Annotated in this window: 18 protein-coding genes; 6 read left to right on the top strand and 12 right to left on the bottom strand. The window is 71.5% G+C overall.

What is annotated here, in order from left to right:
• The 6 genes from V6V47_RS31625 to V6V47_RS31600 all read right to left on the bottom strand — a co-directional run.
• Positions 1-193: hypothetical protein (locus tag V6V47_RS31625; RefSeq protein ID WP_334632227.1), on the bottom strand; the 193-nt coding region annotated here is incomplete at its 3' end.
• Between the two features lie 236 nt (positions 194-429).
• Positions 430-1,332 carry a carbohydrate ABC transporter permease gene (locus V6V47_RS31620; RefSeq protein ID WP_334632226.1) on the bottom strand — a complete coding sequence of 301 codons (903 nt, stop codon included), beginning with the start codon at positions 1,330-1,332 and terminating at the stop codon, positions 430-432.
• Positions 1,329-2,237, bottom strand: a complete 909-nt coding sequence (locus tag V6V47_RS31615) for a carbohydrate ABC transporter permease (protein WP_334632225.1) — start codon at positions 2,235-2,237, stop codon at positions 1,329-1,331. The genes V6V47_RS31620 and V6V47_RS31615 overlap by 4 nt, the downstream gene beginning before the upstream one ends.
• 62 nt (positions 2,238-2,299) lie before the next feature.
• The gene (ngcE, locus tag V6V47_RS31610) at positions 2,300-3,712 is read right to left on the bottom strand and encodes an N-acetylglucosamine/diacetylchitobiose ABC transporter substrate-binding protein (protein WP_334632224.1); all 1,413 of its coding nucleotides are present in this window, start codon (positions 3,710-3,712) and stop codon (positions 2,300-2,302) included.
• Positions 3,713-3,885: 173 nt separating this feature from the next.
• The gene (locus tag V6V47_RS31605; RefSeq protein WP_334632223.1) at positions 3,886-5,373 is read right to left on the bottom strand and encodes a CoA-acylating methylmalonate-semialdehyde dehydrogenase; all 1,488 of its coding nucleotides are present in this window, start codon (positions 5,371-5,373) and stop codon (positions 3,886-3,888) included.
• Positions 5,370-6,671, bottom strand: a complete 1,302-nt coding sequence (locus V6V47_RS31600) for an aspartate aminotransferase family protein (protein WP_334632222.1) — start codon at positions 6,669-6,671, stop codon at positions 5,370-5,372. The genes V6V47_RS31605 and V6V47_RS31600 overlap by 4 nt, the downstream gene beginning before the upstream one ends.
• A gap of 250 nt (positions 6,672-6,921) precedes the next feature.
• On the opposite strand from V6V47_RS31600, the gene V6V47_RS31595 reads away from it, so the two are divergent.
• Positions 6,922-7,818, top strand: coding sequence for a glutamate cyclase domain-containing protein (locus tag V6V47_RS31595; protein WP_334632221.1), 897 nt, complete (start codon positions 6,922-6,924; stop codon positions 7,816-7,818).
• Here the strand turns inward: V6V47_RS31595 and V6V47_RS31590 are convergent.
• Both V6V47_RS31590 and V6V47_RS31585 read right to left on the bottom strand, forming a co-directional pair.
• Positions 7,781-8,653, bottom strand: a complete 873-nt coding sequence (locus V6V47_RS31590; RefSeq protein WP_334632220.1) for a hypothetical protein — start codon at positions 8,651-8,653, stop codon at positions 7,781-7,783. The genes V6V47_RS31595 and V6V47_RS31590 overlap by 38 nt on opposite strands.
• A 30-nt stretch (positions 8,654-8,683) precedes the next feature.
• Entirely contained in the window at positions 8,684-9,556 is an 873-nt protein-coding gene (locus tag V6V47_RS31585; protein ID WP_334632219.1) for a hypothetical protein, read from the bottom strand.
• A gap of 91 nt (positions 9,557-9,647) precedes the next feature.
• On the opposite strand from V6V47_RS31585, the gene V6V47_RS31580 reads away from it, so the two are divergent.
• Positions 9,648-10,613 carry a hypothetical protein gene (locus V6V47_RS31580; RefSeq protein ID WP_334632218.1) on the top strand — a complete coding sequence of 322 codons (966 nt, stop codon included), beginning with the start codon at positions 9,648-9,650 and terminating at the stop codon, positions 10,611-10,613.
• Positions 10,614-10,635: 22 nt separating this feature from the next.
• Here V6V47_RS31580 and V6V47_RS31575 read toward each other — a convergent pair whose 3' ends face one another.
• Positions 10,636-11,073, bottom strand: a complete 438-nt coding sequence (locus tag V6V47_RS31575; RefSeq protein ID WP_334632217.1) for a winged helix-turn-helix transcriptional regulator — start codon at positions 11,071-11,073, stop codon at positions 10,636-10,638.
• 113 nt (positions 11,074-11,186) lie between these two features.
• Between V6V47_RS31575 and V6V47_RS31570 the strand changes: the two genes are divergently transcribed.
• Positions 11,187-11,939 (top strand): DsbA family oxidoreductase, encoded by a 753-nt coding sequence (locus V6V47_RS31570; RefSeq protein ID WP_334632216.1) that lies wholly within the window; start codon positions 11,187-11,189, stop codon positions 11,937-11,939.
• Here the strand turns inward: V6V47_RS31570 and murD are convergent.
• A complete protein-coding gene (gene murD / locus V6V47_RS31565; protein ID WP_334632215.1) occupies positions 11,936-13,285 on the bottom strand; it encodes a UDP-N-acetylmuramoyl-L-alanine--D-glutamate ligase in 1,350 nt (449 codons plus the stop codon). The two genes, V6V47_RS31570 and murD, sit on opposite strands and share 4 nt — an antisense overlap.
• Before the next feature lie 91 nt (positions 13,286-13,376).
• Between murD and V6V47_RS31560 the strand changes: the two genes are divergently transcribed.
• Positions 13,377-14,726 carry a hypothetical protein gene (locus V6V47_RS31560; protein WP_334632214.1) on the top strand — a complete coding sequence of 450 codons (1,350 nt, stop codon included), beginning with the start codon at positions 13,377-13,379 and terminating at the stop codon, positions 14,724-14,726.
• 276 nt (positions 14,727-15,002) lie between these two features.
• Here V6V47_RS31560 and V6V47_RS31555 read toward each other — a convergent pair whose 3' ends face one another.
• Positions 15,003-16,781, bottom strand: coding sequence for a PucR family transcriptional regulator (locus V6V47_RS31555; protein WP_442934333.1), 1,779 nt, complete (start codon positions 16,779-16,781; stop codon positions 15,003-15,005).
• 111 nt (positions 16,782-16,892) lie between these two features.
• Between V6V47_RS31555 and V6V47_RS31550 the strand changes: the two genes are divergently transcribed.
• Positions 16,893-18,176, top strand: coding sequence for a serine hydrolase domain-containing protein (locus tag V6V47_RS31550; protein ID WP_334632212.1), 1,284 nt, complete (start codon positions 16,893-16,895; stop codon positions 18,174-18,176).
• A 47-nt stretch (positions 18,177-18,223) separates the two neighbouring features.
• Here the strand turns inward: V6V47_RS31550 and V6V47_RS31545 are convergent, their stop codons facing one another.
• Positions 18,224-19,084, bottom strand: a complete 861-nt coding sequence (locus tag V6V47_RS31545; protein WP_334632228.1) for a TrmH family RNA methyltransferase — start codon at positions 19,082-19,084, stop codon at positions 18,224-18,226.
• Between the two features lie 70 nt (positions 19,085-19,154).
• Between V6V47_RS31545 and V6V47_RS31540 the strand changes: the two genes are divergently transcribed.
• Positions 19,155-21,002 carry a thiamine pyrophosphate-requiring protein gene (locus V6V47_RS31540; protein WP_334632211.1) on the top strand — a complete coding sequence of 616 codons (1,848 nt, stop codon included), beginning with the start codon at positions 19,155-19,157 and terminating at the stop codon, positions 21,000-21,002.
• Positions 21,003-21,077: the final 75 nt, after the last annotated feature.

Genomic DNA, 21,077 nt, shown 5'->3' with positions numbered 1-21,077 from the left:
TCTGCTCCCGCTCCAGCGGGCTCAACCTCGACGCCACAACCACCCCAACGAAGATCATGGAAGGGTGTTGCAACCACCGGTTGAGCCCACCTGCCCGCGCCACCACCGCAAGATCCACACACTTTCCGGGAAACTGCTGCCTCCCGGCGCGTTGAGGCAGCAGTTTCCCGGAAGTTGCGCGGATCTTGGGCACCCGGGCAGCGCACGCCGAGGGCAGCGCACGCCACGAGCGACGCACGCCACGAGCAGCGCACGCCACGAGCAGCGCACGCCACGAGCAGCGCCTGTGTCGGCCGATCAGTATCGGTCAGGCCTCAGTCTCATGGAGGAGGGTGGCCATTGCCGTCCGGCTCGTCGATGCGTCGTGCCGGTCGCCAACGCCAAGGCGGATGCCACCGGCGGCGAGGCCCGGCCGATCGAGGGCCGGCCCTACTTGAGCTGCCCTGCGGTGAGGCCCGCCTGCACCTGCCGCTGGAACGCCACATAGATCGCGAGCACCGGGAGGACCGCGATGCTCAGCCCGGCGAACAGCCGGGCGTAGTCGCCGGCGTACCCCTGACTGACCGACAGTGCGAACAGCCCCTGGGCGAGCACCCACTTGGACTCGTCGCCCTGCATGAGCACCTGCGGCAGCAGGAACTGGTTCCAGTGGCTGAGGAAATTGAAGATCGCCACACTGATCAGTCCCGGACGCGCCATCGGCAACATCACCCGGAAGAAGAGCCGGAAGTGGCCGCACCCGTCGACCATCGCGGCTTCGGCCACCGAGGTCGGCAGGGTCCGGAAGAACGCGGACAGGAAGAACACCGTGAACGGCAGCGAGTACGCCGCGTACACGAGGATCAGCCCCGTCCAGGTGCTGAACAGGCCGGCGTTACGCACCACGAAGAAGAGCGGCACCAGGGCGAGGAACACCGGGAACATGAGCCCGCCGACGAACAGGTAGTAGAAGAACTGCCGGCCACGGAACTCGTACCGGGCGAAGACGTACGCGGCGGTGGCGCCCATGAGCATGGTGAGGCTGACCGAGCCGGCCACCACCACGAGGCTGTTGAGGAAGTACCGGCCGATGTGCGCGCCGGTCCAGGCCCGCGCCCAGTTGTCGAAGTGCAGCGCGCTGGGCAGCCCCCACGGGTCGGCCAGGATCTCGCCGTTGGTCTTGAACGAGCTGAGAAACATCCAGATCAGCGGCAGTACGGTGAGCAGGCCCCAGAGCAGCAGGAAGCCGTGGGAGAGCGCGTTGGCCACGCCGAGTTCCCGGCGGACCGGGCGGTCTCGACCGACGGTCGACGCCGGCACGGTGGCGGGGGCGGGCTTGTCCAGTGTGGTCACGAGTACTCGATCCGATCGCGCCGGCCGACCCGCAGCGACAGCACCGCCACCGAGAGGGTCAGGAAGAACATCACCACGCCGATCGCCGAGGCGTAGCCGAACTTGGTCTCGCTGCCGAAGGCGGTGTCGTACATCCGTACGCCGATCACGTCGGTGGAGAAGTTCGGCCCGCCGTTGGTCATCAGCTGTACGAGGATGAACCCGTCCAGGGCGAAGATGGCCAGGTACACCCAGGCGACCTGGACGGTGTCCCAGAGCAGCGGCAGGGTGACCCGGCGCAGCGTGGTGAACCGGGACGCGCCGTCGAGCAGCACCGCCTCGTAGATCTCCTTCGGTACGGCCGACATCGCCGCGCCGAACAGCACCACGTAGAAGCCGACGTTGCTCCAGACCATCACCGCCAGTACGCACCAGAACGCCGTCGCCGGGTCACCGAGCCAGGTCGGCGCGGACAGGCCCACCCCGTGCAGCGCGCTGGTGAGCAGCCCCTTGTTCGGGTGGTAGACCTCCTTCCACAGCAACGCGATGATCACCACGGAGAGCACCTGGGGAAAGAAGTACACGGTGCGGTAGAGCGCGCCGCCGCGTACGCCGGTGACCCCCGCCCGGCCCTTGCGCCCACCCATGGCGAGCATGGTGGCGAAGAAGAGCCCGAGCACGATGGTCAGCACCGGCACCAGGGCCAGCAGGATCACGTTGTTCTTCAACGCGTTCCAGACGTAGTCGTCGTGCCACAGGGTCTTGAAGTTCGCCAGCCCGACGGAGTTGGCGTCGGCCGAGTAGCCGAGCCAGTCGGTGGTGGAGATCTGGAACGCCTGCAGGTACGGCGAGACGACGAAGACGACGTAGAGCAGCACCGGTGGCACCAGGAAGGTGACGATCAGCGGCCACTTGCCATGTCTCACGAGGAGGACCTTTCCAAAGGGTACGGCCGGTGGGGGCGGACCCACCCCCACCGGCCGGGCTGTCAGGCCGCTCGCTTGTACTTCTTGATCGAGCTGTCCTGGGCGATCGAGTCGGCGCCCTTCTGGCACTGCTCGAGGAAGGCCGCCGGGCCGATCCGGCCGCTGAAGAACTCGCCGCACGCGGCGTCGACGAGGTTGCGCTCCAGCTTGCGGTAGTAGTTGTTGTAGACCCAGTTGAAGCCGTTGGCGCCAGACGCGTCGAGGGCCTTGACCACGGTGTTCAGCCCGTACGGCAGCTCGACGCCATCGCTCGCCCCGGCCACGATGGTGAGACTGGCGACCTTCTTCGTGAAGTCCTGCGCGCCCTTCTGCGACAGCATGGTCCGGAAGTACTCCAGGCCACCGGCGACGTTGCGGGCCTTGGCCGGCACCATGAACGGCTCGCCTGCGGTGCCCCGGATCGCCTCGAACGGCAGCTTGTCGCCGCTGCTCAGGCTCGGCGTGGGCGCGATCGTCATGTTGAACCCGGGCGGCGTGACGTCCTTCTGCTCGCTCTCCAACCAGGAGCCGCAGGAGATGAACGCGGCCTTGCCCTGGCACCACGCGGTCTGCGACTGCTTGTGGTCCAGGCCGGGCGAGCCTTCCAGGATGAACTTGTCCTTGACGATCTGGTGCCAGGCGTCGGCCGCGGCCTTCATCGAGTCGGACTTCCAGGCGTTCGGCTCGAGGTTGTCGATGGCGGTGGCCACCGACGGGCCGCCGAGCTTGATCGCGGTGGCGATCAGCGGCCAGCTCATGTAGCGCGGGTGCAGGCCGGCGTACGTCCAGGGGGCGATGCCGGCCGCCTTGATCTGCTTGCAGAGCGCGATGTGCTCGTCCCAGGTCTTGGCGTACTCCCATTTGCGCTCGGTGAACAGCTTGTTGGAGTACCAGATGCCGTACGCGGTGTAGGTGTAGTTGAGCACCAGGAACTTGCCGTCGTACGAGCCGACCTCGACCGCGCCGGGCAGCAGGGTGTCCTTGACCGTCTTGCCGGGGACGTCAAGGCTCGGAGCGGCGAGCAGCTCACCGAGGTCGGCGATGGCGTTCTGGCTGACCAGGCCGTTGAAGTCGATCTGGCCGGCGCCGGAGTTGTTGACCACGTCCGGTGGGGTGCCGTCGACGAATCGCGGCTGGAGGGTCTTGCTGATCTCCTGGGTGACGGAGTGCTTGACCTTGGCCTTCGGGTACTTCTCGGTGTACATGGCCTCGTGGGCCTTGGCGTACTCCTCGCCGAAGCCGCCGCCGAAGATCACCACCTCGAGCGGCGCGTCCTCCTTCACACCGAGCGGGTTCTGCTCGCTCTTGGTGCCCTTGTAGGTGGTGGTGTCGCCCTTGTCGCCACCGCCGGTGGCGCAGCCGGCCAGGAGGCCGGCAGCGGGGGTGGCCAGCAGGCCGGCGGCGGCGCTGCGCCGCAGGATGTCACGCCTGTTCATAGGGTCCTCCTCGGGTCGGGTCGGGCGGACCGCCGGTGCTGGGGGAAGGCGTCCGCCGCGCGAGGCACGTTGATTCTCTTCAGTTAACCGCAAGTTGCTGAAGAATTTCTACGACAGCCCGGCGCGGACTGCAAGGGTTGGCAGCCGAACCGTTACCCGCCCGTTCCCGCTGCTCAGGTCTGCGTCGGAAAACCCAGGTTGACCCCACCGTGCCGAGGGTCCAACCACCGGCTCGTGACCACCTTGCTCCGGGTGAAGAACCGGACCCCGTCCTCACCGTGCGCGTGCAGATCACCGAAGAGCGACGCCTTCCAACCCCCGAACGAGTGGTACGCCATCGGCACCGGGATCGGCACGTTGATGCCGACCATGCCCACCTCGACCTCGTGCTGGTAGCGCCGCGCCGCACCGCCGTCGTTGGTGAAGATCGCCGTGCCGTTGCCGTACGGGCTGGCGTTGACCAACTCGACCGCCTCGTCGTACGAGCCGACCCGGACCACGCTCAGCACCGGCCCGAAGATCTCGTCGGTGTAGACCGACATCTGCGGGGTCACCCGGTCGAACAGCGTCGGGCCCAACCAGAAGCCCTCCGGGTCGCCGTCCGGCGCCACGCCCCGACCGTCCACCACCGGCACCGCGCCGGCCGCCACCCCGGCGTCCACATACGACCGCACCTTGCTTAGATGGGCGGCCGTGACCAGCGGACCCATGTCGCAACCCCGCCGGCCGTCGCCGGTCCGCAGACCGGCCACCCGTGCGGCGATCCGCTCGACGAGCGCGTCGGCCACCGGCTCCACCGCCACCAGCACCGAGATGGCCATGCACCGCTCCCCCGCCGAGCCGAACCCGGCGTTGACCGCCGCGTCGGCGGCCAGATCCAGGTCGGCGTCCGGCAGCACCACCATGTGGTTCTTCGCCCCGCCGAGCGCCTGCACCCGCTTACCGGCGGCGGTGCCGCGCTGGTAGACGTACCGGGCAATCGGCGTCGAGCCGACGAACGACACGGCCCGCACCTCGGGGTGGTCCAGCAGCGCGTCCACCGCCTCCTTGTCGCCGTTCACCACGTTGAGCACCCCGTCGGGCAGGCCCGCCTCGACGAACCACTCGGCCAGCAACAGCGCCGCGCTCGGGTCCTTCTCACTCGGCTTGAGCACCACCGCGTTGCCGCAGGCCACCGCCACCGGCACGAACCACAGCGGCACCATCACCGGGAAGTTGAACGGGGAGATCACCGCGACCACCCCGAGCGGCTGCCGGATGGTGTACGAGTCGACCTCGGTGGAGACGTTCTCGCTGAACGCGCCGCGCAACGCCGACGGCAGGCCGCAGGCGTACTCGATGACCTCCAGGCCGCGCTGCACCTCGCCGGCGGCGTCGGCGAGCACCTTGCCGTGCTCGGCGGTGATGACCTCGGCGAGCCGGTCCCGGCGGGCGTGCACCAACTCGCGGAAGGCGAACAGCACAGCAGACCGCCGCGCGAGCGACGCGTCCCGCCAGGCCCGCGCCGCGCGGGCGGCGGCCTGCACCGCGACGTCGACGTCCGCGGTCGAGGCCAGCTCCACCTCCGCGGTACGCCGACCGGTCGCCGGGTCGAACACGTCGCCGCGCCGCTCGGAGGTGCCGCCGACCCGCTTGCCGTCGACGAAGTGACCGATGCTCATGCCGCCACCCCCGCCGCCGAACGGATCGCCTCGACCAGGATGCCCAGACCCTCACGGGCCTCCTCCTCGGTCAACGTCAACGGTGGACCCATCCGCACGACGTTGCCGTACAGGCCGCCCTTGCCGACGAGCAGCCCGCCCACCCGACACGCCTCGAAGACCGCAGTGGTGAGCACCGGGTCGGGTTCGCTGGTGCCCGCCTGGACGAACTCGACGCCGAGCATCAGCCCCTTGCCGCGTACCTCGGCGACGCAGTCGAGCCCGCCCACCGCGGCGCGCAGGCCGTCGGCGAGGATCCCGCCGACGCGGGCCGCGTTCGCCTGCAGGTCGTGCGCGATCAGGTAGTCGAGCACCGCGTTGCCGGCCGCCGTGGAGATCGGGTTGCCGCCGAAGGTGGAGAAGCTGATGGCCGGCACCGACTCCAGCACCTCGGCCCGGCCCACCACCCCGGCGAGGGCGAACCCGTTGCCGATGCCCTTGGCGAAGGTGAGCAGGTCCGGGGTGACGCCGTGCGCCTGGTAACCCCAGAAGTGCTCGCCGGTGCGGCCCCACCCGGTCTGCACCTCGTCGGCGATGAACAGGATGCCGTGCTCGTCGAGGACCTTCTTCCAGCCGGCGAAGAGCCCGTCCGGCGGGTGCACGAAACCGCCCACACCCTGGATCGGCTCGGCGATCAGCGCGGCCACGTCGCCGGCGGTCTGGGTGGCCAGCACCTCCCGCAGGTCCTCCACCGCCGCGTCGACCTGCTCCTCGGCGCTGAGCCGGGCGAGCAGCCCGCGCACCCGGTCGCCCGAGTGCAGCCAGGCCACCTGGAGCGGGCTGAGCCCGCTGGCCGACCAGTTGCGGTTGCCGGTGACGCCCATCGCCGCGTACGACCGGCCGTGGTAGCTGTTGCGCACGGCCAGGATCTGGTGCGAACGACGGTGGTTGGTGGCCACCAACAGCGCGGCCTCGTTCGCCTCGGTGCCCGAGTTGGTGAAGAACACCCGGGCGTCCGGGATGCCGGAGCGTTGGGCGATCTTCTCGGCCAGCTCCACCTGCTGCCGGATCAGGTAGAGCGTCGAGGTGTGCGCGATGCCGGTGGCGAGCTGCCGCTCGACCGCCTCGCGGATCTCCGGGATGTCGTAGCCGATCATGTTGGTCAGCACACCGCCGAAGAAGTCCAGGTAGCTGCGGCCCTGCGCGTCGGTGACCCGGCGGCCCGAGCCGGAGACCAGCTCGATCGGCTCGGCGTAGTAGAGCGGCATCCAGGAGGGCAGCACGGCCCGGTGCCGGGCCAGCAGGTCATCGGAGGTCATGGTCGCACCCTTTCCCGACGGCGGTTCGCGTCCCCCGCACGCTTCCATCACCCACCAGCAGAGACAACTGTCACTGTGTAGCGCGAAGGTGGTCCCGGCCTGACAGCACGTCAAGCTGACCCACGATTTCCGGGGCTCGCGCGACACATCACGGACCTTCCCCACCGTGTACACCGCCGTCCGCCACGCAATCCGTAGCTGGCTCGGCGCCGCTACTCTGGGACCGTCCACTGTCGCCGGGAGGCACGCGATGCTCATCGAGCAGACGATCGCCGAGCTGGAACGGGTCGCCGCGCGGGAGGTCGGCCGCGGCAGCGAGGCGTTGGCCGTACCGGCGGCGGGCGGGCTGCTCGCCGGCGGCCGGTCACTCGCCGGTCCCGCCGTACCGGACGCCGCGGTGTTCACCGGCTTCTTCATTCCGGGCGCCGACCCGCCCGCCGCGGAGACCGACGGGCCGCTCGGCGCGGTCCAGATCGCCGCCGCGCTGCGCCTCCTCGGTGGCCAGGCCCGGCTGATCACCGACGAGCCCTGCGCCCCGGTGGTCGAGGCGGCCGTCGCCGCCGCCGCGCCGGGCCTGCCCGTGGACGTCGCACCCCTGACCGGGTACGACGAGTGGGCCGCCGCCCTCCTGCCCCGGTACGCCCAGCTGACCCACCTGATCGCCTGCGAACGGGTCGGGCCCAGCGTGGACGGCCGACCCCGCAACATGCGCGGCGAGGACATCGGCGCGCACACCGCACCCCTGGACCAGCTCTACACCGCCGGTGACGCCTACCGGATCGGCATCGGCGACGGCGGCAACGAGCTGGGCATGGGCCGGCTGCCGGCGGACCTCGTGGGGCGGGTGGTCGCCTCCGGCGAGCGCATCCGGTGCGTAGTGGGCGCCGACGCCCTGCTCGTCGGCGGCACCTCCAACTGGGCGGCCGCCGCCCTCGTCGGCACGCTGGCGCTGCTCCGCCCCGACGTCCCCGAACTACGCACGCTGCTCGCGCCGCAGTGGTCGGCCGACCTGCTGGCCGCGATCGTCCGCGCGGGCGCGGTGGACGGCGTACGCCGCCGCCCCACGCTGAGCGTCGACGGCCTCGACTGGCCCAGCTACGCCGAGCCGCTCACTCGAATCGCGGACCTGGTCGCCGCCGCCCGGTGAGGGCACGCTGGCCACGAGGCTTGCGGGCTGCATCCGGGCTCACCTGCACCCAGACCTGCTGATCGCCCACGGGCGCGGACGGGGGCGGCTCGGCGGCGGGAGGCGGCTCGGCCGCGCGGCGACGCCGGCGCAGGGGCAGGTGCAGAGCGGCGGCGATCAGGCCGAAGGCCACCCAGCCGGCGCCCAGCGCCACAGCCGGTGAGACGTGCTGCACGTAGTGGTAGGCGGTGAGGAAGCCGACCAGCGCGAGGCTGTTGCGGGCGAAGTGCCGACTGAAGTCGTGCAACTGACGGCGGGCCTCGACGGCGACCAGCACCCCCGAGTACGGAAAGGTCACCACCATGCCGCGCAGCAGCTCGCCGAACAGCGAGGTGAGCACCGCCCCGACGAAGATCACCACGAGCTTGAGCAGCGCCGGCAAGCCGTCCGGACGGCCCTCGGTGGACGCCTCGGTGGTCTCCGGCGGCCGGGCGCGACGGCGCAGCAGCAGCATGGCCACCAGCCAGAGCGCCAGCATGCCCGCCAGGGCCGGCTCGAACGGAACCGGGACGGCGAGCAGGCCGGCGCTCAGCCCCACGTACACGGCGATCCCCGCGCCGTCGGCGAGCAGGATCGGCCAGCGCAGCCGCTGATAGGTGACCGCCACGGTGACGAAAAAGAGGTTGAGCCCGAGCACGCCGAGCAACTGCGCCCCGTCCACCCGATAGTCGGTGCTGACCAGGGCGAGCGTCATCGGCAGCGGGAGGCTGTAGACCAGAGCTCGGAGCCGGACCGAGCGGATCACGCTGACCGCCCAGACCACGGCCGTCACCAGCAGGACCGCACTCAACGTCATGGCTCACCCGTCTCCGCCCCGGCGGGGCCGTCAGTCCTGAAAGGTCGCGGCGTTCACGCAGAGGTCGAAGATCCGGGTCAGCCGACTGACGTCCGCCCGGTTGACCGAGAACTGATTTTCCCCAATCTCACCGTGTGCGGTCATCCGGGCCTCCCAACAACTCGATCCGTCCCAGACTGCCAGATTGACGTGCAGCTGCGGGCTGACGACACCGAACGGCAGCAGGCCCACCCGCGCACCCGCCTGGCGCTGCCGCTCCACCAGCTCGGACAGCTCGTCGGTCAGCGTGGCGTAGACGAAGACCCGGGTGATCTGCACGCCCCGCTCCAGCGCGGCCCGGTTGGTCTCCCAGTACCGCCGGCCGATCTCGCTGCGCCACCAGCTCAACTCCCCGCTGACCCTCGGCATCACGTTGGTCAGCGCGTCCAGCCGGCGGACACAGCTCCGGGTCGCGCCGACCAGGTCCTCGTCCTCGTCCCCACGTCGGACGATCCGGCCGTCCGCGAGCTGCTCGGCCTCCATCCGGAACTGCTCGTAGCGCCGCTGCGCCTCCACGGCGACCCGGGTGCCCGCGTGCTGCTCGGCCGCCTCCCGCATCGCCCCGGCGAGCTCGGTCGTGGTGCGCACCAGCCAGGGCGGCCCGTCCAGCAACGTCCGCAGGTGGAACCGGCGCTCCGCGCGGGCCAGCGAGTCCACCAGCAGCGAGATCGTGATGCCCATGAGGCCGGCCAGCAGGGACTCCACGCCGGAGGCGGCGTTGGTGAGGTCGAGGATGACGCTGAGCGCGATCGCCAGCGTGATGCCGATCAGCGCCACCGGATCGGTGTGCGCCACCAGCCGGACGAAGCCGTCGGAGCTGTCGCCGCGCTCCTTGAACCGTCGACGGACCGTGCCACCCGCCATCGAGCCACCCCAATCTGCCTGTGCCGTCAGGGTAGCGACGGTCCACCACGATCGCCGCTGTCGGCGATGCGACGGCGGTAGCATCCGGCACGTGCGGAGTGCGGATGCGGCCCTGCCGACCGGGACGGTCGCCGAGCGGATCACGTCGGAGGTCCGGGCCTGGGTCGGCGCGGCACCGCTGCGCGGGCTGGTCCGGCACTTCGGCGGCGACTGGCCGGGCGGAGACCTGACGGCGGTACTCGCCGGGCTGGACGACTTCTCAGCCCGGCACTGGGACTTCCGGCAGGGACGGGAACGCCCGGACGCCCGGGAGCCGGCCTTCGACGCGCCGACGGCGGGGCTGGTCCTCGACACGGCCGCCGCGCTGGGCCTGGTGCGGCCGGTGCCGCCGGCCCGTTCCGGGTACGCCCACCTGGTCGTCCTCGGTGGCCTCGCGCACGCCTGCCTGCGGCGCGTCGCGTACGCCGCCCACCTGCTGCGCACCGGCCCGGCGGTGGCCGGCGAGCTGGCCGTGCTCGGCAGTTTCCGCCCGCTGTCCGAGCGGGAGCGGGCCGTGCTGGCCGGTGTCGGGATCACCGGGGACACCGAGGTCGACGCGCTGGACGCGGCGGTCCGGCGCTCCTTCGAGGTCGACGCGCCGGCCGAACGGGACGGTCACGACACCGGCGACCCGCACCAGTCCTGGTCCTCGCGGACCTACCGACCGGCGGGACTACCTCCGGTACGGGTGCTCGCCGCACCCTCCAGCGAGCCGGAGCGACGGCGGGCGCACACCGCCGACACCCAGCGCTTCTGGGCCGAGCACGTGCGACTCTCCCTCGGTGACCCGGTGCTGCTGGTGACCGCCCCGATCTACGTGCCGTTCCAGCACGCCGACGCGCTGCGCACACTGGCCCTGCCGTTCGGCTGCGACATCGAAACGGTCGGGGTCGACCCGGCCCTGGTGGCGTTGGCGGGGGCGCCGGAGCCGACCCTGACGCCGGGGCGCTACCTCCAGGAGATCCGCTCGGCCATCCGCTCGATGCGCGCCCTGCACGACCAGCTCGGCCCGCACTGACCGCCGTCGGTCCGGCGCTGGATCACACCGCCGTCGCGGCGGCCTTGTCGTACGCCGTCTGGTGACGGCGGATCTCGGCTTGATGGTCAGCGGACCAGGCCGCCAGCGCCAGGACGGTGGACAGCAGTGAGGTGCCGAGGTTGGTGAGGGCGTACTCGACACGGGGCGGGACCTCGGGGTACGAGGTCCGGTTGATCAGCCCGGTGCGCTGTAGGTGCTTGAGCGTCAGGGTGAGCATGCGCTGGGAGATGCCGGGGATCGCGCCGGCCAGGTCCGAGTAGCGGGTGGGGCCGTCCGCCAGGGTGCCGATGATCAGCACGCTCCACTTGTCGCCGACCAGATCCAGGACCTCACGGATGAAGTCGGCGTCCTCGTCGTTCCAGTGGGCGCAGGGTCCTGGTGCGCTGCGGACGCTCGCCCGGACGTTGCTTCGTCTCCGTCGAAGATCCTCTGCGCTCATCGCCGCCCGCCTATCCATCGCTCGGTCGCTACGCACATGAATGTGCCTTTTGTGGCTCCTCGTTTCTAATGCATCATGGGGCTACGAACAGGAAGTAAGAAATGGAGGCCACCATGAAGATCGAGTTCTGGTCAGACATCGTCTGCCCGTTCTGCGGGCTGATGGACCACCGGCTGCACCTGGCGCTGGACCGGTTCGCGCACCGCGATCGGGTGCAGGTGATCCACCGGTCGTTCCAACTCCACCCCGACCTGCCCCGCGCGGGTGTCAGCCAGGTCAAGCTGATCGAGATGGCCGGGGCCCCCGCGACGACCGTGGACCACGTCCTGCGCCCGATCGAGCGAGCCGCCGAGGCAGAGGGCCTGACGCCCTACCGCGCGATCGACCGTACGCTCGGCCCGACCGACCTGGCCCACGAACTACTCGCCTACGCCACCGACCAGGGCCACGGCAACGAGATCTGGACGGCGATGTTCCGTGCCCACTTCGGGCAGGCCCGCAAGCTTTGGACCACCGAGGAGGTCCTCGACTTCGCCACCGAGGTGGGCCTGGATCACGCCGGCGCCGCCGAGGCTCTGCGGAGCCGCCGCTACCGGTCCCGCGTGGCAGCCGACCAACGCGAAGCCGAGCACCTCGGCGCGCGCGGCGCACCCTTCCTCGTGTTCGACGGCCGCTTCGCCGTCCCAGGCGCCATCGGCACCGACGACCTGCTGGCCCTGATCAGCAAGACCTGGGCCGAGAGCCGTCCCACGCCGCAGCCACTGCCGGTCGTCACCGGTGCCGAAGGTGTCTGCACCCCGGACGGGTGCGCGGTGCCCGAGAACACGGCCTCCCGGATTCCTCCGGTCACTCCGTCGGCGGCCTAGGCGCCAGCGGTGTCGGCGACAGCCTCGGCGAAGACCTCGGAGCGGTGCTCCCAGTTGCGGAACCGGCCGTAGCTGGGTGCGGCCGGCGAGAGCAGCACGACCCCACCGGCCGGGGTGAGCTGGCGAGCCAGCCGGACCGCGTCCACGAGGTCGTCGACCACCTCGGTACGCACCTTGGGCAGGCCGGCGAGCGCCCCGACGATGCGGGCGCCGCTGTCCGGGATGCCGATCACGTTCAGTTCGCGCTCCGCCAGGTGCTCGGCCAGCGGGGTGTAGTCGAGCCCCCGGTCGGTGCCCCCGACGATCACGGTCAGGGGCCGCCCGTCGTACGCGTCGATCGCGTGCATGGCCGCGTACGGGCTGGTGGCGAGCGTGTCGTCGACGAAGGTCAGCCCGGACGGGTCGGCGATCTCGGTGAGCCGGTGCGCCAGCCCCTGGAACTCGGCGACCGCGACGGCGAGGTGGTCCTTGCCGGCCACCACGTCGACGCCGAGCGCGTCCAGCACGGCGAGCGCGACGCACAGGTTGCCCTCGTTGTGCCGGCCCACCAGGGGCAGCACGGCGCGCGGGAAGAGCGGCTGGTCGCCGAGGTGGAACCACGGCGTGCCGTCCAGACCGGTCGCGACGTGAGTGGTGTCGGGGTGACCGGCCCGAACCGCCGGCCGGTCGCCCAGCTCGGCGGCGAGCCGGGGATCGGCGCCGTTCACCACGATCGTCTCGGGGCCGTGGGCGAGCAGGTTGAGCTTGTCCCGGTAGTACTCCCGCTCCCCGCCGTGCGCGTCCAGATGCTCGGGGAAGAGCGCGGTGACCACGGCCACCCGGGGTGAGTCCGTGAGGTCGCTGCACTGGTAGCTGGACAGCTCCAGCACGTACAACTCCGACTCGGGCAGGTCCAGGGTCGGCACCCCGATGTTGCCGCCGAAGACGTTCGGTCGGCCCACCGCGGTGAGCAGGTGACTGATGAGGCTGGAGGTGGTGCTCTTGCCCTTGCTGCCGGTGACTCCGACGGTGCGCGCGGCGTGGTCGGCCATCCAGAGCGCCGTGCCCTGGGTGACGGTGACGCCGCGCCGACGCAGCTCGACGAGCCACGGGTGGGTCTGCGGCACCCCCGGCGAGCGGACCACCACGTCGGCGGCGGCCAGCCGCTCGAAGCCCGCCTCGCCGGTGACCAGCGGCGCCGCCTCGGCCAGCGGGCCTTCCCAGGGCAGGGACAGGAAGTTGGCGCTGTCGTCGACGGCGACCAGGTCGGCGGGGCCGTGCGCGGCGATCGCGATCACCGCGGCCCGGCCCTCCCGGCCGGTCCCCCAGACGGCGACGGTACGTCCGCGCAGGTCAGACAGGCGCACGGGGCTCTCCTCGGGGGTCGCGGCGGCGGTGGGGCGGGCACGGTCCGGCGCAGCCGGACACGGCCGGACGAACCAGGGCCTAGTATGGCGTGTGCCCAACGAGCAGCTCCGGCGGATGGACGCCTTCACCTTCCCGTCGTACTCGATCGACTTCGCCACCGGCGAGGTGTTGTTCGACTACGCGTTGACCGGCCCGGCGGGCGAGCAGCGGTTCACCGAGGTGATCACCCTTCCGCTGCCGGCCGAGCCGCCGTCGGACGAGACCGTCGCCACCCTCACCCGGGTCCTGGACGTGCTGCACCTGGTCGCCGGGGTCAGCTACTACAAGGCCGCCGCGCCGCCCCGGCTCGTCCTGCCGGCGCCGCTGGGGGCGGCCGCCGTCGACTACGTCACCGCCATCTACACCAAGGGCCTGGCGGAGTACGCGTACCGCAACCAGCTGCCGCACGTGCTGGAGCTGCGCCCGGAGGTGCCGGCCGGCTCACCGGAGCCGCCACGCGTGTACGACGACTCCGATCGTCGCCCGCTCTCCACGGTCGGCGGCGGTAAGGACTCGATCGTCACCCTGGAGGCGCTGCGGCGGGCCGACCTGGACCCGGTGCCCTTCTCGGTCAACCCCAACCACGTGATCGTCTCGGTGAACGAGGCGTCCGGGCTGACCCCGTTGGCCGCCCGGCGGCGGCTCGACCCGGTGCTGTTCGACCTGAACGCGGCCGGCGCGCTGAACGGGCACATCCCGGTCACCGCGATCAACTCGCTGATCGCGGTGGCCACCGCGGTGCTGCACGGGCTCGGCCCGGTGGTGATGTCCAACGAGCGCTCGGCGTCCGACCCGAACCTGGTCTGGGACGGCCACGAGATCAACCACCAGTGGTCCAAGGGTGTCGAGGCCGAGGGGCTGCTGCGGGCCGCGCTGGCCGAGCACGCCGGCCTGACCGACCCGTACTTCTCGCTGCTGCGTTCGCTCTCCGAGCTGCACATCGCCCGGTTGTTCGCCGAGTTCACCCGGTACGACGACGTCGTGACGAGTTGCAACGCGGCGTTCAAGCTGCGGGACGCGAGCGAGCGCTGGTGCCGCGACTGCCCGAAGTGCCGGTTCGTGTTCCTGGCCATGGCGCCGTTCATGCCGCGGGAGCGGATCATCCACATCTTCGGCGGCGACCTGCTCGCCGACCCGGAGCAGATCCCCGGCTACCGGGAGCTGCTGGGCGTGGACGGGCACAAGCCCTTCGAGTGCGTGGGCGAGGTCGAGGAGTCGGTGGTCGCCCTCGGCCTGCTGGCCGAGCAGGACCAGTGGCGCGACGCGCCGGTCATCCAGGCGCTGGTCGATGCCGTCCCGGCAACGGCCTGGTCCGCGATCGCCACGTCGGACGTCTTCACCCCCGGTGGCCCCAACCACATCCCCCCCACGTACGCCAAAGCCCTGACCCCCCTCCTCTAACCCTCGCTCCCCCGCCCCGCCCCGCCCCGCCCCGCCCCCGCGATCTTGCACTTTCGGTCCATGTCCTGCCCCTTTAGTCCGCTATGCCCCGGCAGAAACTGCAAGATCGCCGGACGGAGCGAACTGCAGCCCTGCCCCCGCGTCGATCATGGACTTGTGGCGGGCGTTTCGCCCCTGTACATGGCTTTTGCGATGCATCACAACTCCACGATCGCCGAAGCCGGGGCCGAGGGGCCGAGGGCCGCGGGGGCCGAGGGCTGGGTCAGGGGGGCTGGGTCAGGGGGTTCGGACTGCTTCCAGGGCCAGCAGGGCCACATGGAGGGAGAGGCTCGCTTCCACCGAGTCGAGGTCGACGTCGAGGATGCGGGCGATACGGGCCAGGCGCTCGTAGAAGGCCGGTCGGGACAGGTGCGCGGCGGCGGCGCCCGCGGACTTGTTGCGGCCCTGCTCCAGGTACGCGCGGAGGGTGTCGAGCAGTCGCTCCCGGGGGTGCCGGGCGTCGTACTCGAGCAACGCGCCGAGTTCACGCTCGACGAAGGTCTGCAACCGCGGCTCGTCACGCAGCAGGTGCAGCAGCCCGGCCAGGCCGACATGCGGTAGCCGGAAGATCGGCAGGTCACGCCGATCCCGACGGGCCGCCTCGGCGACCTGCCGCGCCTCGACGAGTGACCGTCGGGCCTCCCGCAGGTTGCTCACCCCGGAGCCGGCGGCCACGATCACCCCACCCGCCGACCGACCACCACCTACGTCCGGCGCGGCCCGGGAGACGTCCGGCAGAGCCCGGGGCGCGTCGGCACCGGCCGACGTCCGGACCGCGCCGGCGTCCAGGCGTACCCGACGCAACGCCGCGGCGAACGCGGACAGCGCGCGGTCCTCGGAGGCCGGATCTGGCAGGGCCAGCAGCGCGCCCACCGACTGGTCGTCGACGGCGCTGGTCAGCGCGGTCAGTTTCGCCTCCCGGAGCGCCTGGACGACCGCCTCGGACAGGTCCCGCAGGCGGGCCGGGCCGGCTTCGGGGCCGCCCTCACCGGTCGGGTCGTCGGCCCGGTGCCGGACCAGTACGCCGACCAGGTGTCGGCGGTCGAGCACCACGCCGAGCGCCTTGGCCCGCAGGGCCACCTCGTCCACCGGACGGGAGTGGTCGAGCAGTGCGGTGAGCAGCGTGCGGTGGATCTGCCGTTCCAGCCCTTCGGCGTCGCGGCGGATCAGCCGACCCAGCGCGAGGGTGGACGCGGCCCGCTCGACGAGGATGGTGAGCCGGGTCGGCGGCCCGTCGCCGGGTCGGGCCTCGGGGACCGCGCTGTCGTCGTCGCGGCGGGTCAGCAGGTCACCGCCGGCCGGCCAGCGCAGCAACAGCCGCCCCCAGTCCTGCCCCCGGGCACCCACGACGGTCACCAGCCAACCGCTGTCCGGGTCGTACGCGGTCCGCCCGGCCGGCCGGATCCGCCGGGAGTGCTGCTCCCAGCCGTCCAGCAGCGACTCGGCGCTCTCTCCCGCCGGGTCGTACCCCAGCACCTGCCGGGACAGGTTCTCCAGCACCACCGGGCAGCCGGACAGCTCGGCGGCCTGCCGGATCACCTCGGCGGTGTCGGCGCCCTCGACGGACAGGTCGGTGAACCGCTGGTGGATCTCCTCGGTGGCGCGCAGCTCGGTGAGCTGCGCGTCGACGATCAGCGCGTGCACCGCCTCGGTGATCCGCACGAACGGCGTGGCCCGGCGCAGCTCGACCAGTGGCAGGCCACGCCGCTCGGCGGCGGCGGCCATCACCCGGGGCACCCCGCTGACGTAGCGGCGACCCAGCTCGACCACGAGCCCGGAGACGCCCACGTCGGCCAGGTCTCCGATGAACGCGCGCAGCCCCGCGTCGTCCGCGGGCAGCCCGATGCCGGTGGTGAGCACCAGTTCGCCACCACCGAGCAGGGTGGCGATGTCCGGCACCTCGGCGACGTGCACCCAGCGGACCGGGCGGTCCAGCCCGGCGTCCCCGGCGACCACGCGCGGCGCGCCGTGGCGGACCGGGTCCAGGGCGAGGACCTCACGGACGGTAGGGAACACGGCCGCAACGCTACCGTCCGTGACGCCGGAACTCGACATCCCGCAGGGGACACCATCAGAAGATCACTTCGAGTAACGTGCCGTGGATTGTGATCTTCGGGAAGGGGAGGCATGGACGGGACGACGGTCAGCAGGCGAACGTTCGGCAAGTTGGTGGGCGCGGCGGGTGCGGGGACCCTGGCGGCCGGCGCACTGGGTGGGTCGCCGGTCCAGGCGGCACCACTCCCTTCCTGGGTCACCACCGGCACCACGGTGGCCTCGTTGGCGGCCTTCGACAACGCCATGAAGACCTACATGCAGGCCCGGCACATCCCCTCCGGGCAGCTCGCTGTGACGTACAAGGGTCGGCTGGTGCTGGCCCGGGCCTACAACAACAACACCCCCGTGTTGATCCAGCCGACCTCGCTGTTCCGGGTGGCCAGCCTGTCGAAGTCGCTCACCGCAGCGGCGTTGGTCCGGCTCACTCAGGAGGGCAAGGTCGCCCTCGGTGACCCGGTCGGCAAGTACCTCGACCTGACCCCGCCGGCCGGCCAGGCGGTGGACCCACGGTTGGCCAAAGTGAGCCTGTGGCGGATCCTCCAGCACACCGGCGGCTGGGACCGGGACCTGACCAACTTCGACCCGCTTTTCAAGGACCTGGTCATCGCCCGGTCGCTCGGCGTACCGCTGGAGCTGACCCACGCCGACGTGATCCGCTTCATGTCCGGCCAGCCCCTGCAACACGACGTGGGCTCGTACGTGTCGTACAGCAACTACGGCTATATGCTCGCCGGCCGGGTGATCGAGGCGGTGACCGGCCAGCCGTACGAGACGTACGTGAAGCAGAAGCTGCTCGCGCCGCTGGGCATCACCCGGATGGCGAACGGCTGGACGATCGCCCCGCACACCAATGAGGTCGGGTACCACTCGCAGTATCAGGGCACCACCGTGCTGGACAGCTCCGGCGCCACGGTCGACTCGCCGTACGGCACGTTCAGCATGCGACTGCACGACGCGAACGGCGGGTGGATCGCCTCGGCCGTGGACCTGGTGCGCTGGGCGTCGGCCTTCGACGCCGGCAGCCCCATCTTGAACAACACCTCACTGGGCAAAGTCTGGGCGGTACCGAACCCGACCGGCGTGAACGCCAACGGCTGGTACTACGGCCTCGGCTGGCAGGTCCGACCGGTGACGAGCGGCGGCACCGGCCGCAACACCTGGCACACCGGCAGCCTGCCGGGCACGTACAGCCTCATGGCCCGCACCTACCACGGGTTGAGCTGGGCGGTGCTGTTCAACCAGCGCGACGACTCGTCCGGACTGACGTACGGCGACATCGACCCCGCGCTCTGGGCCGCTTCCCGCGCCGTCACCAGCTGGCCGACGCACAACTTCTGGTCGAAGTACTTCGCCTGACGGCCGCCGTGGTGAGGGCGTCCGCCCTCACCACGGGTCGTCCGCCCTCACCACGGGTCGTCGCGGCTGAGCTCCCAGCAGGCCACGGCCGTGGCCGCGGCGACGTTGAGCGAGTCGACGCCGCGGCGCATCGGGATGACCACCCGGGCGTCGGACGCGTCCATCGCGGCCCGGGTCAGGCCGGCGCCCTCGGCGCCGAGCAGCAGCGCCGAGCGGGCCCGCTGGGCCGCGTCGAGACGCTGGATCGGCACCGCGTCCGGCGCCGGAGTCATCGCCAGCACGGCGAAGCCGGCGGCCCGGACCTCGGCGAGCGCGTCCGGCCAGGGATCGAGCTTCGCGTACGGCACGGCGAAGACCTCGCCCATGCTGACCCGGACGCTGCGTCGGTAGAGCGGGTCGGCGCAGCTGGGTGAGAGCAGCACGGCGTCCACCCCGAGCGCCGCCACGGCCCGGAAGATCGCACCGAGGTTGGTGTGGTTGTTGACGTCCTCCAGGATCACCACCCGGCGCGCGGTGGCGAGCACCTCGGCCGGCGACGGCAGCGGCCGGCGGTGGAACGACGCCAGCACCCCCCGGTGTACGTGGAAACCGGTGGCCCGTTGCAGCACGTCCTGCGTCGCCGCGTAGACCGGCGCGTCGCCGGTGTCCAGGTCGGCGAGCTGGTCGACCCGCTTGGCGTCGACCAGGTAGGACCGGGCCGGGTAGCCGGCGCGCAGCGCCCGGCGCAGCACCAGCTCACCCTCGGCGATGAACAGGCCGTGCGGCGGCTCCCAACGGGTGCGCAGCTCGACGTCGGTGAGCGCGCGGTAGTCGGCGATCCGGTCGTCGTCGGGGTCGGTGATCTGGTGGACGGGCACCCGACGATTCTGCCGGACGGCCGACGGGGCGTTCCGAGCCCCGCCGGCCAGGGTGTTTTGTCCCGATAGGAACGGGAATGGCCCTGATGGAGGACCGGACTTCACGGGAAGGACCAGCCAGGTGAGCACAGGCCACACCGCGTCGGGCGAAGCGGGCACCCTGCCCCGGCACGCCACCGTCGCGGACCACATCGTCGACCGCCTGTTCAGCTGGGGCGTCCACCGCTACTACGGCTACCCCGGCGACGGCATCAACGGCATGACATCCGCGCTGCAACGCACCCGGGAACGCACCCAGTTCATCCAGGTCCGCCACGAGGAGACCGCCGGCTTCGCCGCCTCCGCCCATGTGAAGTACGGCGGCGGGCCGCTGGGCTGCGCACTCGTGACCAGCGGGCCGGGCGCCATCCACCTGCTCAACGGCCTGTACGACGCCAAGCTCGACCACCAGCCGGTGATCGCCCTGGTCGGGCACACCGCGGTCACCGCCGAGGGCGGCGGCTACTACCAGGAGGTCGACCTGCTGGCCCTCTACAAGGACGTCGCGTCGGCGTTCCTGGCCCAGCTCGACCACCCGGCGCAGGTCCGCCACCTGGTCGACCGGGCATGCCGCACCGCGCTCGCCCGGCGTACCGTCACCGCCCTGATCCTCCCCCTCGACCTGCAGGACGAGCCGGCCGTGCCGGACCCGCCGCACGCGCACGGCTACTACCAGACGAGCAACGCCCCGAGCAGTACGCCGACCGTGCCACCGGAGGCCGACGTGCGCCGGGCAGCCGAGGTGCTGGACAGCGGACAGCGGGTCGCGATGCTGGTGGGGCAGGGCGCGCTCGGCGCGAAGGACGAGGTCCGCGAGATCGCCGAGCGGCTCGGCGCCGGGGTGACCACCGCACTGCTCGGCTTCACCGCCGTCGACCATCGTGAGCCGTGGGTGACCGGCGCGATCGGGCTGCTCGGCAGCCGGCCGAGCTGGCAGCTGATGAGCGGCTGCGACCGCCTGCTGATCGTGGGCAGCAACATGCCGTACTCGGAGTTCTACCCGCCCGAGGGCCAGGCCCGCGGTGTGCAGATCGACCTGGACGGCACCCAGCTCGGGCTGCGTTTTCCGACCGAGGTGAACCTGACCGGCGACGCCGGCCCGACGTTGCGGGCGCTCCTGCGCGAGCTGGGCCCCGGCCCGGGGCCGGCCGCCTGGCGGCTGGAGATCGGCGAGGCCACCTCCAAGTGGCGTCGGGCCCAGCGGGAACTGGCCGAACAGCCGGCCGACCCGGTCAATCCACAGTTGCTGTTCAGCACGCTCAACGAACGGCTGCCCGACGACGTCATGATCGCGGTGGACTGCGGCACCGCGACCGCCTGGTACGCCCGGCACGTGCAGGTCCGCCCCGGGATGTTGGCCAGCCTCTCCGGCACGCTGCTGTCCATGGGCGGCGCCATGCCGTACGCGCTGGGCGCGAAGTTCGCGCACCCGGACCGGCCCCTCGTCGCGCTGATCGGTGACGGGGCGATGCAGATGAACGGCGTCAACGAGCTGATCACCGTGGCCAAGTACTGGCGTAGCTGGGCCGACCCGCGGTTCGTGGTGCTGGTGCTCAACAACCGCGACCTGGCGTTCGTCAGTTGGGAACAGCGCAGCACCGAGGGGACGCCGATGTTCCCGGACAGTCAGCAGCTGCCGGACATCGGCTACCACCAGTGGGCGGAGGTGCTCGGGCTGCACGGCGAGCTGATCGACGCGCCGGAGCAGGTGCCGGGGGTCTGGGAACGGGCCCTCGCCGCCGACCGGCCGGTGGTGATCAACGCGCTGGTCGACCCGGCCGAGTTGATGCTGCCGCCGCACTTCACCGTCGAGCAGGCACGCAAGACCGCCGCGGCGGTGCTGCGCGGCGACACCGACTGGGCCGGCATCATCCGTCGCGGCCTACCGGCCACCATCGCCAGCTACCGCCCCCGCCGCCGCAACCCCTGACAGGGTCGCCGCGCACCCCCGCACCCGCGCCCGCGCCCGCCGCCCGCCGCCCGCTGCCCGCGCCCGCGCCCGCCG

The sequence above is a fragment of the Micromonospora sp. CPCC 205539 genome, assembly GCF_036906815.1.
Lineage (GTDB): Bacteria > Actinomycetota > Actinomycetes > Mycobacteriales > Micromonosporaceae > Micromonospora.
The sequence above is the reverse complement of the archived record's forward strand: the minus strand, read 5'-3'. Positions and strand labels throughout refer to the sequence as shown.

What these genes read in the sequence shown, in the direction of transcription:
- ngcE (WP_334632224.1), bottom strand. Translation starts at nt 3,712, where the DNA reads ATGAACAGGCGTGACATCCTGCGGCGCAGCGCCGCCGCCGGCCTGCTG.
- V6V47_RS31605 (WP_334632223.1), bottom strand. Translation starts at nt 5,373, where the DNA reads ATGAGCATCGGTCACTTCGTCGACGGCAAGCGGGTCGGCGGCACCTCC.
- V6V47_RS31600 (WP_334632222.1), bottom strand. Translation starts at nt 6,671, where the DNA reads ATGACCTCCGATGACCTGCTGGCCCGGCACCGGGCCGTGCTGCCCTCC.
- V6V47_RS31595 (WP_334632221.1), top strand. Translation starts at nt 6,922, where the DNA reads ATGCTCATCGAGCAGACGATCGCCGAGCTGGAACGGGTCGCCGCGCGG.
- V6V47_RS31590 (WP_334632220.1), bottom strand. Translation starts at nt 8,653, where the DNA reads ATGACGTTGAGTGCGGTCCTGCTGGTGACGGCCGTGGTCTGGGCGGTC.
- V6V47_RS31585 (WP_334632219.1), bottom strand. Translation starts at nt 9,556, where the DNA reads ATGGCGGGTGGCACGGTCCGTCGACGGTTCAAGGAGCGCGGCGACAGC.
- V6V47_RS31575 (WP_334632217.1), bottom strand. Translation starts at nt 11,073, where the DNA reads ATGAGCGCAGAGGATCTTCGACGGAGACGAAGCAACGTCCGGGCGAGC.
- V6V47_RS31570 (WP_334632216.1), top strand. Translation starts at nt 11,187, where the DNA reads ATGAAGATCGAGTTCTGGTCAGACATCGTCTGCCCGTTCTGCGGGCTG.
- V6V47_RS31550 (WP_334632212.1), top strand. Translation starts at nt 16,893, where the DNA reads ATGGACGGGACGACGGTCAGCAGGCGAACGTTCGGCAAGTTGGTGGGC.